This is a genomic window from Sphaerospermopsis reniformis (assembly GCF_005402885.1).
GTDB lineage: Bacteria > Cyanobacteriota > Cyanobacteriia > Cyanobacteriales > Nostocaceae > Sphaerospermopsis > Sphaerospermopsis kisseleviana.
Genome location: NZ_BJCE01000050.1, coordinates 1 through 12,871, shown reverse-complemented (window position 1 = coordinate 12,871; position 12,871 = coordinate 1). Strand labels below are relative to the sequence as shown.

Below are 12,871 nucleotides of genomic sequence, written 5' to 3'. Positions count from 1 at the left end.
TCCAGAAAAGAAATTATGGAACTTATTTATGGGGGCAGGGCGAAGCTTATGGGATATCTAGATGTCTGATTTTTCCGTTAAATTATCGCCCATAAGCTTCGCCCCTACAATTTATGACAAATTAATACATTCTATTGTGGAGATGTCTATTGTATTTTACTACTTGATTAGCTCAGGTGCCTAACCCACCCTACGATTATTCTGTTTCTTCTCCTGTATTGACTTTTGGCGGTTTCTTATAGGTGAAAGTAAAAGTATCTCCACTTTTAATCACTTGGTTAATTTCACTATAAAAAGGATAGTCACCAATTCCACTCATACAAGCCCAACCTCTCGATCTTGTTAATGCAACAAATAGCTGATTTCGTAAATTAGGATCATTTTCATTTTCTGCAATTTTATCAATTCCAACAACATAAACCATATTAGCCTCATTTCCTTTTGCTCGATGAATACGAGAAATTGTTACACCTCCTTCACACCAAAATTTATCTTGATTTAATGTTCCAGCTTGAAAATTTGGATTTAGCTGATTCAGTGTTTTAGCAGCTGCAATGTAAATATCAATTCCTTCTTTCATCAAGAACTTTCCTACTTCTGTTTCCAACTGACCTGCATCTCTCACTGAACCTAAAACGACTATTAAAATATCTCTACTAGGTTTTAATCCATCTTGCTCAAGATTATATTTAATTCTTGCTGCTAAAGCTTCTAATTCTTGAGATCGAGATTCATAAGTTTCAAATTCAAGAACTGGTTTTTCCCATAATTTAGGAACAGGATTTGGCGAATTTTCAGGAGGACGATGTAAAACAATTTTTTGCCCAGGAGGACGAAATTCCCCTTCTTTAACTTGATAACCAATAAATTCCCAACTCTTCTTGTTTGTTAATCCTTGTAGCATTCCATCGGAGCGCAATAATCCCATGCCAATTGCGTGAGCAGCTGTTAGAATTTCTCCAGGAGTTCTATAACAACGGTGCATTATTTGACTTTTTTTAATTCCACCTTTATGTTGTCCAGATACTAAATTTGTCAAACTTTTACCAAATAATTCTTTAGCCATTGGTATTTTTAAACTATCTAAACTTTGAGCTTCATCATAAGCCCATATTAGACAACGTTGTTCAGAAGATTCATTGTCAACAGGACGTAAAGCTTGATAAGCCATCCAATAAATAGCTTGTTTAGATTCATTATTTTCTTCAAATTTTCTTTCATCTTCACTTACAAGATCTTGACCTTCATCAATAAGAATAGCATCAAAAAGAGGTTGAATTTCTTTCCCATCTAGCAATCTCTTAGTACATTCAGCTAATCCTTCACTTGGGCTTAAACCCGGAATAACTCTCAGAGATGAAACGCCATGTTTCTCGCAAATAGTTGAATATAAACCTGCTCTATAACTACCACCCCAAGCATGAAGAACTTTTAGTTTTCTCCTAACTTTTTCATCATAGGAAATATCGCCATTACTAAATCTTTTTAACCAACGATCTATTAAACTTTCAATCTGCTCATATAAAGAACGGGTAAAAAACACTAAAGCAATATCCCAATCAGGATGTTTTAAATACATATTAGCAGCTTTTTGGCACAATAAAACAGTCTTACCTGAACCTGCAATTCCCCGTATTCTTTGCGCTCCTGGAGGAATTTCTTTACCAATATGTTCTTGTTGTAAGTCAGTTTCATAAAGCCACTCACCAAGAATTGAAAGAATAGCTGATCTATTTTTAGTATGAGAAAAAGTAGCTATAGAAGGTTTACGAAGTACAGGAGTCCCACTAATAACAGCACGCAATACTTTCCATTGTTCATCATTGATATGATCTCCTGTAACCATTGGTTGTGATTGGTAAATTCTTTCAAAAAAAGCTGTTTTACCCAAATTATTTTTAAATATAATAGGAGGACAATTAGGTAATTGATCAAAACCTTTTTGTTGCCACTCTTCTATGGTAATTTTTGGTAAAGCAACTAAAGCACGTCCTGTAATTTTGCGAAAAATAGTATCTTCTCGATCACAATATCCTAATAATGTTTGTAATGAACGATTAGAACGTTGTGCAGGATTGGAAAGCACTGTACTATCATGTGTAAATTCCCATTGATCACCATTAACAGCTACAACTTGATCAATGCTAATATTTTCTATTTCTATAGAAATTAATCCCAATTCTCGATCAACAATCAGAATGTCTGGTTCTTTTCTGACTTCTCCTACTTTAGAGAATAAGGGATAACGCCAATATCCTATACAATCTCGACTAGAAAAACTGTCTTTAGTGGTTTTCCAAATTTTCTCATGAGTATCATGTTTGTCATTGGATATAGCTTCACTGGTGATAAATTTGCGTTCATTGTCAGTCATGATTACATCTCCTTTATTTTGAGAACTTACCCAATTTAGTCATAGCTATTTTACGTAAAAGCGCATAAATAATTTCAATCAACAGATTTGTGATATTTGATGCACCCTACAATAAATATTTAATGTGAAACTTGCGTAAGTTCTACTTTTTACCCACGCTACACCACCTACCCAAACCTGAAAAGCGGAAAAAAGCGGATCGCAAAAAAATTTACAAAAAAGGACGGAAAAAGACTGATAAGTACGGATAAAGTATGCTAAAATTACCTATGTCGTGTTACATTTCTAAATATGCAGATTCACGAACTACTACAATTAGTGGATGACGCTGTTTATCTCAACACAGGTGAGCATCTGAACGACATACAACGCGCAGTTATTGAAGGTTCGCTCAATCATCACAAGTATGCTGATATTGCTGAAAACTGTGGTTGTAGCGCGGGTCATGCAAAGGATGTAGGTTATGAACTTTTACAATTGTTATCTGATATTTTTGATGAACCAGTTGATAAACGAAATCTTAAATCTGTTCTGGAACGACAGGGAAATGTAAATATTTCTTTCGGTGAAAAGAGTAAAATTAATCATAGTTTAATTGGCTGTATAAATATTAGTTCTACAAATCCTAAAAATAAATCAGATAAAAATAATTCTATTTATCCTAAATTAAAACAGCGTAAAAATAATAAAACTCAGTCAGAAAAAATTGACAAGTTAAGGTATTTTGGTTTAAATGATGAACAAATTGCAGAAGTGCTAGATTTACCTTTAGAGGTTGTAAAGCAGGTAGACTCGGAATAATCAAGCTTTTAATTTTTACGGTGATTTTTCCTTGGTATCTTTCATCTGTACGCAATCAATGTTATAATTACACCAATTCTTGAGTATCCTATTATGAGCCAAATTCTAACTCTGGAACTGAGTGATCAAATAGCGATCGCTATTCAGCAACAAGCTAATAATATTGGTATTTCTCCAGAAAGTTTAGCAACAACATTGCTAGAACAATATTTTAGTCGAGTTTTGGTAGTACCTACAGATGCACAAAAAGAATTAGCACGGGCAAAATTTGAGCGTCATTTTGGCACACTTAATGTTCATAATAGTACAAATATTGACAATGAAAGCATTGATGCAGATTTAGCTAAAGATTATATGCTGTGATGACTTCTTCAGGACTAAAAGATTCTTCATCGTCCTGGGAAATTAAATAACTTTCTATTTGTTTTAAGCGTTTCCATTCTTCATAACTAATGAGAGTCGCTATTGCTTTTCCTGCTTGTTCAATAACAATTGATTTTTCCCCCTGAGTCAGACTATCTAGGAAATCAGTCAAATGTTCTCGAACTTGAGAGGCATTTACTTGAGTCATAACAACTTCCTAATAAACATATTCATTATTCTAACATAACATTATATCATCTTTGCTGAGTCATTGCCATCACATTTGCAACAGTTAATTCTAAAATATTACCCAGGGTGGGAAGTGTATCATTATCGGCATAAATAAGCGGTAATTCTTGATTTTCCCATACCCAAATTTGCTTTCTTTGAATGTCAATTAACCAAGCAAGCTCTGTTTCATTACTCAAGCAATGTAGGATTTTCTGTTGTATATCTAATGTACTTTTATCAGGAGAACGAATTTCAATTAACCAGTCTGGTGAACCTTGTAGGGGTCCATCTTCATCTGTAAAACGTTCACTTTTCACAACCGCAATATCAGGTACAAAAGACATGGGAGGAACAATACACCGCAATTCTTGAATAGCTTCGTAAGCTGTAGTTTGGCTGTTGATGGCGTTAACAAGGTTGCGTTGGAGGCGAGAATGAAACAGCGTTGGCATGGGTTTTTGCTGGGCTTTTCCCTGGATAAACTCCCAAGCAGGAGAGGCTTCAATATTGGGTTGTTGAAGAAAATTGTCTAATGAATTGGTGAGGGTTGAAAATTTCATAGTTGCTGTTATTTATTGTTCACATTTTTGGTAATGTCATTCATTTCTCTGTTCAATATATTGTTTGGTTTGCGGTGCTGCTAATGTCATAGGGCTAATAACTACTATTTACATAAAAATTAGGCGAATTCGTAAGTCTTGATTATAACACAATATAAAAACCCAAGCTAGGTAAAATTCTATAATCGCTAAATTTTTCTTCCTACCTATTGCTATTTTGTATTCCCCTCTACAGAAAATAAAATCCTAAAACAAAATAAAGAAATCGGTCTTTTGACTACCAAAACTCTACACTAATAATAGTAACAGCAAATACATAAAACCTTAATTTCCTGTCATTAACACAACTTTTCACATCAACTGAGTACAACTTAATATATCTCAAAATATCTTGCCTAAATCGCTGTAACTCTCACAGGCAAATAGATTTAATTGAGTACAAAAAACCTCAAACCCTATCCCATAAATACCCGTACCCCTGTAATAAAAATCTAGTACCCCTACCCCAAGAAAGAATGTAAATTTGTGTTAAATATCTGTTAAATAGGGGTTTAAACCTATTGAGTACAATCTTAATAAATTCAATAAATCTAATCGGTAGCTGGGATTTTCTCTGCTTTCAAGTCACCTGGTATAAGCAGAAAAACACAACATGGCTCTTTTAACCAGACAGTACCGATGCAACAGTCTCTAGACAGTCTCAAAACCCAAACTGCAAATACAGACTCGCGGAAAAATCTACTCTCTGGCGATTTTTTAGAGCCATTAATGAGTGATTTTCGCATCATTTTTGAGCGTGATCCAGCCGCACGAAATTGGTTAGAGGTGATCTTTTGTTATCCTGGTTTTCATGCTCTTTGTTTACATCGTCTCGCTCATTGGTTACACATTCGTAAAGTGGGTTTTATTCCCCGTTTAATTTCTCATTGGGGACGATTTTTTACAGGTATTGAAATTCATCCAGGGGCAAAAATTGGTAAAGGTGTATTTATCGATCATGGTATGGGTGTGGTAATTGGTGAAACTGCCATTGTCGGCGATTATACACTCATTTATCAAGGTGTAACTCTCGGTGGAACTGGGAAAGAAAGCGGTAAACGTCATCCCACTTTAGGTAATAACGTGGTTGTGGGTGCAGGTGCGAAGGTTTTGGGAAATATTCAAATTAGCGATCGCGTGCGGATCGGTGCAGGTTCTATCGTTTTACGTGATGTTCCTCCTGATTCTACCGTCGTTGGTATTCCTGGGCGCATTATTTCCCAAAAACAGAAAAAACGCATTTCTCCCTTAGAACATGGAAAATTACCTGATGTGGAAGCAGGTATAATTCGTTCTTTGCTTTCCCGCATTGAACAACTTGAACAACAAGTAAAAACTCTCAAAAATCATCAACAAGATGATGTATAGCAATGGAAATATCGGTAGTTCACAAATTGATGATGGAGTTTTCTCGAAAAAAGGGTTTTCCTCCTGACTCCTGACTCCTGCTATATAAGTAAACTGTAAACTTTGCCTATCAACGAGCAGTAATTTATGTCCTTGAATGGTAACTTTTTGGCTTTAGGTGAACAATTTTTGGAAGTTCCTTTGAGCGATCGCTCAGAAATTTTTCACCACTTGCAAGAGTTAATGATTGCCTGTGCTTGTGAACCAGATGGTTCTTTAAGAGTGCAAATTAATAGCTTCAAAGAAGCAGTGATTGTGCAAAATACCATCATGCAATTTTTAGCTTCTCGTGAGGAATTAGTGGAATGGTTAGAAAGTTGTTGGTACTGCGGTTATAATGGCTAATTCTCAAAACCGATGTGAGTGATACAATTCACGACTTATCTCAGGTTTAATCACCACAATATCAGAAGTAAATTCAAGATGCAAATTTAATTTATCTTCTGTCATAGTCAAAGTTATTGTTCACTCACAATTTCGCTTGCATAATCAAGACAATTAACCTAAGCTTAGGTTTCACTTATTTTTTCCGATCTGCTAAATCTCCAATTTCTCTGACATATTTTCTTCTGTAATGGAGTGAAATTAGCAGGTAAATCTGTGTCTATTTTGATATTTTGAACGTCAACTTATGGTAAACGGTAACAGCGATAAGAAATTATTGCAATTTCTACATAGCGAACTGTCACTTTCAAAAGCTGATATTGCTGTTGCTTTGCGACATCGTGAATTTGATCAAGGTCCCATTCCCATGCTGCTTTGGCAATATGGTTTGATAGATTTACAACAGTTAGAAAAGATTTTTGATTGGTTAGTCGAACAAGGTTAAACAATTGAAAATTGACAATTGACAATTGACAATTAAACAATATCAGGATCTTCCAGAAATATATATTCTGACTCCTGACTCCTGACTCCTGACTCTTGACTTCTTAATTATGAGGTAAATATTATGATTACGAGTTTAATTGCTGGACTGAGTATTTTGTTACTGACAGGACTTACTAATAGCTATATTAGCTACTGGCTATTTGTAGAACATCCCAAACATGAGCAAAATAAATCTTCCTAAATGATACCGAAATTTAGTTTCCTAACATACAGATGTGGTGTGAGTTATTGAGCAATAATTAAATATTATCAACTGTTTGGAATAACTCCTGTTATTTTTAGCAGTTATCTACAAAAATTAATATTTGCTTTATATCTATGTGGAATGGCCATTGTAGCATTAAAGGACATTAGTAAAAACTAAGAATTCAGGATTCAGGAGTCAGAATATTTGATCAATACTTAGATGATCAAATACTGTTTTGTGGCGTAAACGTCAAAAATCTGACCACTAATAGCTGAACGTTTACAGTAAAAACTTGGCTAGAGGAATGTTTGAGATGAGTCAAATTAGTATTAATGATACTACGTTACGTGACGGGGAACAAGCGGCAGGAGTTGCTTTTAACTTAGAAGAAAAAGTAGCGATCGCCAAATTTCTCGATGCCATTGGTGTACCAGAATTAGAAGTAGGTATACCCGCAATGGGAGAGGAAGAAATTCTTGCTATCAAAGCAATTTCTGAGTTAAATTTAGATACTAAATTACTAGCTTGGAATCGTGCAGTTATCTCAGATATAAAAGCCTCTATTGCCTGTGGAATCAAAAGAATACATATTGCTATTCCCGTTTCTGGTATTCAAATTGCCGCCAAATTTCATGGTCAATGGCGAGTTAGTTTACAAAGACTAAAAGACTGTATTAACTTTGCTCTAGATCATGATTTATGGGTAGCAGTAGGGGGAGAAGATTCTTCTAGAGCAGATGAAAATTTTCTCCAAGATGTAGCTTTATATGCTCAAGAATGGGGTGCATCTAGATTTCGTTTTTGTGATACAGTGGGAATCCTTGAACCTTTTAAAACTCACCTCAAAGTTAAACGATTAGTATCTACTTTATCAATTCCCGTAGAAATTCACACCCATAATGATTTTGGTTTAGCAACTGCTAATGCTATTGCGGGAATTAGAGCCGGCGCACTTTCTGTCAATACCACCGTGAATGGTTTAGGAGAAAGAGCAGGAAATGCAGCTTTAGAAGAAGTTGTTATGGCTTTAAAACATATCTACAATGTTGACTTAGGAATTGATACAAAAAATTTCTTAAAACTATCTCAATTAGTTGCTAATGCTGCCGGTGCAAACGTGCCACCTTGGAAAGCAATTGTCGGTGAAAATACCTTTGCTCACGAGTCAGGAATTCATGCTGATGGTGTCATCAAAAACCCAGAAACCTATGAACCATTTGCACCAGAAGCAGTAGGTTGGGAACGTCGTTTAGTCATCGGTAAACATTCTGGAAGGCATTTATTATCTAACTTATTAGCACAGCATGGGATATTTTTGAATGACGAAGAAACCCAAGCTGTTTTAAATGCAGTTCGCCATGAATCAACCATCAAAAAACGCAATCTTTCTCCAGAAGAATTGTTGAATTTAGTACAAGAACAGAGGTATTTTCATGCAGCGAGATGAGATAGAACTAAATGATCCACCAGTGTTTGAAATTGGTGAAAAAGTCCGAGTTAAGAAACTCATCAAAAATGATGGTACTTTTCCAGGGCGAGAAATTGGGGAAGTTTTAGCCAAAATTGGAGACGTTGGTTATGTGGCAAGTATAGGAACTTTTTTACAAGCTTACTATATTTATGCCGTACATTTTTTAGATACAGGGTACATCATCGGTTGTCGCAAAAGAGAACTAGAATCTGCTGAGGAAACATCAAATGAAAGTCATGCTACGGACGAATGATGCTGGAACTTTGGTTGTCTATGTCGCTAAGAAAGACTTAGAAGAAGAAGTTGTGAAACAAACAGACAGTGATGCAGGTAAAGTTCTCACTTTAGCTAATGGTTGGGAATTAGAATTTAGTGAAATTCCTACTCAAGAAAGTTTACCTCAAACTTTAGAAGCTAAACGTCTGTCCTAAGATTATCTCAGGATTTTATCTCAGGATTTTATCTCAGAATTTAGCTATCAGCATTCAGTTATCAGCTAATACTTAAAAGCTGAAATAAAAAGAATCAGAATTAATGAAGAAGAATATGTAATTTTCTAAAAATTCATACTTCTGAATTTTCCCCATTGCTGTTCTTCGCTGAATGTTGATAGCTAATATTATTTTCTCTCATTTTCTCTCGTGAGGGTTATCAATATGGGTGAAAAATATCTCACATTATCTGAAGTGAATCTGGAAGGACAGTTTTTAGGTTTTGTTGGTAACAAAACCGAAAAATATAAACATTTGCGTTTAGCTATTCCTGGGGGAACTTTAAAAATTAAAATTCCCCAAGATTTACTTTGTTCCTTGGTTGCTAATTTAGTATCTGGTGAACAAGTTATCATTCATGCTATTAGTAAATTAAATCCACGCACCAGTAAACTTAAACTTATTGCTTATCGAGTTCAACAAGTTGGTTTTTGTCCTATTCATTACCAACTACCAGAAAATACAGCTAAAATTATGGTTTGTCAAAAATCAGGCTGTGTGAAACGAGGTGGTAAAGGTTTATTATCAGAATTAGAAAAAACTTTGTGCGATCGCGGTTTACTGCATAAAGTCAAAATTGAACACACCGACTGTCAAAAACGTTGTAGTAGCGCCCCTAATTGTGTTTTAATGTTGGGTAAAAAACAATATAATAAAATTCATCCAGAGGCGATCGCATCTTTGCTAGAAAATCATTTAACTTAATAGACCTCTCCAAAATAGAATGTATTAATTTGTCATAAGTTGTCATAAGTTGTCATAAGTTGTCATAAGTTGTAGGGGCGAAGCTTATGGGCGATAATTTAACGGAAAAATCAGACATCTAGATATCCCATAAGCTTCGACCTGCCCCCATAAATAAGTTCCATAATTTCTTTTCTGGAGATGTCTAATAGGCATCTGGTGGTAATGAATGTAGGGACAATTCATGAATTGTCCCTACCAAAGGTTTCAGGTTATGCTTATTTAATTTTCGGAGATATGAGAGATAAGCTGTTGTGCATTTAATTTGTATAAGTGGAACAGGCATCTTGCCTGTTAAACAAGAGTTCAGAATATTAGAATTATACAATTAGGACTTACGCAAGATGTGACTAAAAACCTTATTCTTGCGTAGGGGTAATTCATGACTTACCCCTACTTTCGTTTCCTTTTGCGTAAGTCCTGACAATTTAGCTGTGTAACAGCTTATCTAATGATAAATTAACAAATTTCCTAACAACGTATTAATTCTTATTAATCCTTGTTAATATTGTAACTTTTAATTACATTTTTCTGTTCAAAAGTTAAGAGTTTTTAATCTTCAGGCAGTTGACAGAAAACCTAAAAAAAACTGATAAACAAAGTAAATATAACAAAATAGCAGATTTACAAGCAAAAAATATGTATTTTATCCCAATAAATCTTTGATAAAAAAGATATCTCGTAAATCCTGACTATTATCTTACCAAAATAGCACTATAGTCATCCGGTTTGATTTCTGAATTTATCTGTGTAGGCAGGCAAGAGGCAATAGTTCGACTTCGCTCACCAACCAGGCAAAAGGCTTTTAGAGAATTTTGGTGTACGGAGTTTTTTTCAATAATCAAATAGGAGTCCTATATAAACAAAATAGTAATTAACTTGTTAAAAATATTGATCCTCACTCAGCCTGAATAAATTTAAAAATATCAGTACTGGTAAAAGTTTGGTTTTTAGCAAAAAAATGCTATAACAGTGACACGAAACAAATGTATAAAAGTGTGAGGAGTACAACTTTGACTACACGCAAATTCGCCAACATTATCTCAGCCAACTGGATGCAGTTTTTAAGCATCAATCTATTAGGATGCCTTTTACTATCTACATCTGCCGGCATAAAACCCGCGTCTGCGGTTGATAACTCAGTTCCTGCTACTGTCAGCAACGAACTAGAAACCCAGCTAGAAACAGTATCCAGCCAAAATTTCAGTCAAGAATCTCAAGATACAAAATCTCAAGATACAAAATCTCAAGATACAAAATCTCAAGATACAGTTATTGAAAACAATCAACCGCTGAAGTTTTCCCCAGCACCCGAAACTATCTCACAGCTAGATTTCTCTACCAGCCTCGGTGATACCTTTCAACCAGCAAATCAAAACTCTTCTGTTAAAAAGTCTTCTTTTCAGCCCAAACCACCTCAAACCATCGCTCAAGTAGATCCCTCTGCTGGTACAACTGTAGGTGATACCTTTTCAGAAGCAAATAGACTACGCCAGGAACTACTGATTGATCCCATTATTCAAATCGCTGAACCCCTCAAAGGTGCCCCTGGTTCCAGTGCCGGTACACCCACTGCCTATGGTGCAGGTTGGGGACAAGCCTTTGTTGGTGGTGGACTATTCTTTCCTTTTGATGGCAAAGTAGATGGTTCTATGTCTGTCGGTTTTGGTTTAGGAAACCCAGTCAAATCAGCAGGTCTAGAAGTCGCCTTCAATATTATCAGTCTCGGTGGTCAAGATAACTTCTTTGGAGACTTTGCTGATAGTGGCACCGTAGGCTTAAAACTACACAGAATCCTGTCCAGGGATACAGCCGTAGCCGTTGGTTGGTCAAATGCCATTAAATGGGGAGAAGCAGATATTCCCCAAGAGACTATTTATGGTGTAGTTAGCCAGAGATTTGACGCACTCTCTGTTTCTTTGGGTGTTGGTAGTGGCAGCTTCAGATCCAAAGGTGCTAGAAATGCCGGTGAGAATGATCCTAACTTATTTGCCAGCATAGGTTATAGAGTCACACCACAAGCATCCCTCGTTAGTAGTTGGACTGGAAGTGGTCTTAACTTAGGTGCTTCTTTTGTTCCCTTCAAACAAAGTCCTATGGTGATCAATGCTATCTTTACCGATGTCACTGACAACCTTAATAGTTCTGGATTTACTTTAATTGCAGGTTATAGTCTTCAGTTCTAAAATTTGTTTTTTCCACTACGGCAATTTCACCTAAAAAGGGCAAAACCATGATTAAACAAAAATTGACCCTCACCTTGGGTTTAATCTCTATATTATTAGGTTCTTTGGCTGCTTCTCCCCCCAGAGCCAATGCCGGTCAACAAACAGTCCCAGGAACTACCTCAGAGTCATCCACTTTGGCTGGGGATACTTTGGCAGTTCTTCAACTTTTGCAAGTAGGAACATCAACAATAACAGGTATTTCTGTTAGTTCTGCTGATGGTGGTAATGTCATTCTTACTATTGAGAACCCCCAAATTCAGAATAACTTGATTGCTGCTGCCGCTGCAGTAATCTCTACAAGCACCACACCTGAGTCTCAAGCTATTGTTAGCTTATTCTCAGGTGTCACTACTGGGAATCTACCTACTATTAATGTTCCCGGAGTTTCTGCATCATTGGCCTCTGCATTAATCTCTGCCGTGAATAATCTCATTGTTCGAGATTCAAGTGGTGCGGTCATCAGTGTAGATATCAATAATTTAGAGGCAGCTATTACAGCCTACAATAAACTTGTCCAGGATACTGCTCCAAATAATCTCCAAGCATTATCACAAGATCCAACTTTCAGAGCAATTCGTAATGCTCTCAAAACCTTGAGAGACTCTTTAAATCAAATAAGCAATTAGTCAGAAATGAAACCCAGTATCTACACAATCAAAATCTAAAAGATTGTCATAGAAAGCTGGCAATAATGATCTCCTGACTCATTGAACTCTTGACTCCTAGAACTCCTCAATATAAGTTGTGCATCACCCTTGTAGAGACGTTGCTTGCAACGTCTCTATATATATGACCGGAGATGTCTATTTAGGGCTTGCTGAAAAAGTCCTTTCGTGAAGATTAAGGAGTTTATCATTAATATCTGTACCTCATAATAACGGAAACTGCTGTAATTAGGGTTTGCTGACCTGTCACCTGTCACCTGTCACCTAGCTTTCACAGATAACTTTTTCAGCAAAGCCTAATTAGGGTTTGCTGAATAAACCTAAAACCTTGATATATCAAAGGTTAGAGGCTGATAAACACAGAAATTAGTGCAAGGGTTTTGAAGGGTATACCGGAAAAAGTGTGCATTTTTTGGGAT

Annotated in this window: 14 protein-coding genes; 11 read left to right on the top strand and 3 right to left on the bottom strand. The window is 35.9% G+C overall.

Annotated elements, in window-relative coordinates; translation table 11 throughout:
- Nucleotides 1-196: 196 nt before the first annotated feature.
- Nucleotides 197-2,374, bottom strand: a complete 2,178-nt coding sequence (locus FFR48_RS09580; protein WP_137667204.1) for a DEAD/DEAH box helicase — start codon at nucleotides 2,372-2,374, stop codon at nucleotides 197-199.
- Between the two features lie 291 nt (nucleotides 2,375-2,665).
- Between FFR48_RS09580 and FFR48_RS09575 the strand changes: the two genes are divergently transcribed.
- Together FFR48_RS09575 and FFR48_RS09570 are read left to right on the top strand one after the other, a co-directional pair.
- On the top strand, nucleotides 2,666-3,175 hold the full coding sequence (locus FFR48_RS09575; RefSeq protein ID WP_137667203.1) for a helix-turn-helix domain-containing protein: 510 nt from the start codon (nucleotides 2,666-2,668) through the stop codon (nucleotides 3,173-3,175).
- Nucleotides 3,176-3,268: 93 nt separating this feature from the next.
- Nucleotides 3,269-3,538 carry a hypothetical protein gene (locus FFR48_RS09570; RefSeq protein WP_137667202.1) on the top strand — a complete coding sequence of 90 codons (270 nt, stop codon included), beginning with the start codon at nucleotides 3,269-3,271 and terminating at the stop codon, nucleotides 3,536-3,538.
- Here the strand turns inward: FFR48_RS09570 and FFR48_RS09565 are convergent.
- A complete protein-coding gene (locus FFR48_RS09565; RefSeq protein WP_137667201.1) occupies nucleotides 3,519-3,746 on the bottom strand; it encodes a type II toxin-antitoxin system Phd/YefM family antitoxin in 228 nt (75 codons plus the stop codon). The genes FFR48_RS09570 and FFR48_RS09565 overlap by 20 nt on opposite strands.
- A gap of 46 nt (nucleotides 3,747-3,792) precedes the next feature.
- Nucleotides 3,793-4,329 carry a Uma2 family endonuclease gene (locus FFR48_RS09560; protein ID WP_137667200.1) on the bottom strand — a complete coding sequence of 179 codons (537 nt, stop codon included), beginning with the start codon at nucleotides 4,327-4,329 and terminating at the stop codon, nucleotides 3,793-3,795.
- Nucleotides 4,330-5,007: 678 nt separating this feature from the next.
- Between FFR48_RS09560 and cysE the strand changes: the two genes are divergently transcribed.
- The 9 genes from cysE to FFR48_RS09515 all read left to right on the top strand — a co-directional run bounded on the left by cysE (nucleotide 5,008) and on the right by FFR48_RS09515 (nucleotide 12,413).
- Complete coding sequence (cysE, locus tag FFR48_RS09555; RefSeq protein WP_137667199.1) at nucleotides 5,008-5,736, top strand: serine O-acetyltransferase; 729 nt, start codon at nucleotides 5,008-5,010, stop codon at nucleotides 5,734-5,736.
- Between the two features lie 126 nt (nucleotides 5,737-5,862).
- Nucleotides 5,863-6,120 (top strand): Asr1405/Asl0597 family protein, encoded by a 258-nt coding sequence (locus FFR48_RS09550; protein WP_137667198.1) that lies wholly within the window; start codon nucleotides 5,863-5,865, stop codon nucleotides 6,118-6,120.
- 286 nt (nucleotides 6,121-6,406) lie between these two features.
- Nucleotides 6,407-6,604, top strand: coding sequence for a DUF2949 domain-containing protein (locus FFR48_RS09545; RefSeq protein WP_137667197.1), 198 nt, complete (start codon nucleotides 6,407-6,409; stop codon nucleotides 6,602-6,604).
- A 562-nt stretch (nucleotides 6,605-7,166) separates the two neighbouring features.
- Nucleotides 7,167-8,300: a homocitrate synthase gene (gene nifV, locus FFR48_RS09540; RefSeq protein ID WP_137667196.1), complete on the top strand. Its 1,134-nt coding sequence runs from the start codon at nucleotides 7,167-7,169 to the stop codon at nucleotides 8,298-8,300.
- The gene (locus FFR48_RS09535) at nucleotides 8,287-8,577 is read left to right on the top strand and encodes a nitrogen fixation protein NifZ (RefSeq protein WP_137667195.1); all 291 of its coding nucleotides are present in this window, start codon (nucleotides 8,287-8,289) and stop codon (nucleotides 8,575-8,577) included. Before nifV ends, FFR48_RS09535 begins: the two co-directional genes overlap by 14 nt.
- Nucleotides 8,552-8,755, top strand: a complete 204-nt coding sequence (gene nifT / locus FFR48_RS09530) for a putative nitrogen fixation protein NifT (protein WP_096568637.1) — start codon at nucleotides 8,552-8,554, stop codon at nucleotides 8,753-8,755. Before FFR48_RS09535 ends, nifT begins: the two co-directional genes overlap by 26 nt.
- Before the next feature lie 225 nt (nucleotides 8,756-8,980).
- Nucleotides 8,981-9,520 (top strand): (2Fe-2S) ferredoxin domain-containing protein, encoded by a 540-nt coding sequence (locus FFR48_RS09525; protein WP_137667194.1) that lies wholly within the window; start codon nucleotides 8,981-8,983, stop codon nucleotides 9,518-9,520.
- A 1,052-nt stretch (nucleotides 9,521-10,572) separates the two neighbouring features.
- Entirely contained in the window at nucleotides 10,573-11,745 is a 1,173-nt protein-coding gene (locus tag FFR48_RS09520; RefSeq protein WP_137667193.1) for a hypothetical protein, read from the top strand.
- 47 nt (nucleotides 11,746-11,792) lie between these two features.
- On the top strand, nucleotides 11,793-12,413 hold the full coding sequence (locus tag FFR48_RS09515) for a hypothetical protein (protein WP_137667192.1): 621 nt from the start codon (nucleotides 11,793-11,795) through the stop codon (nucleotides 12,411-12,413).
- Nucleotides 12,414-12,871: the final 458 nt, after the last annotated feature.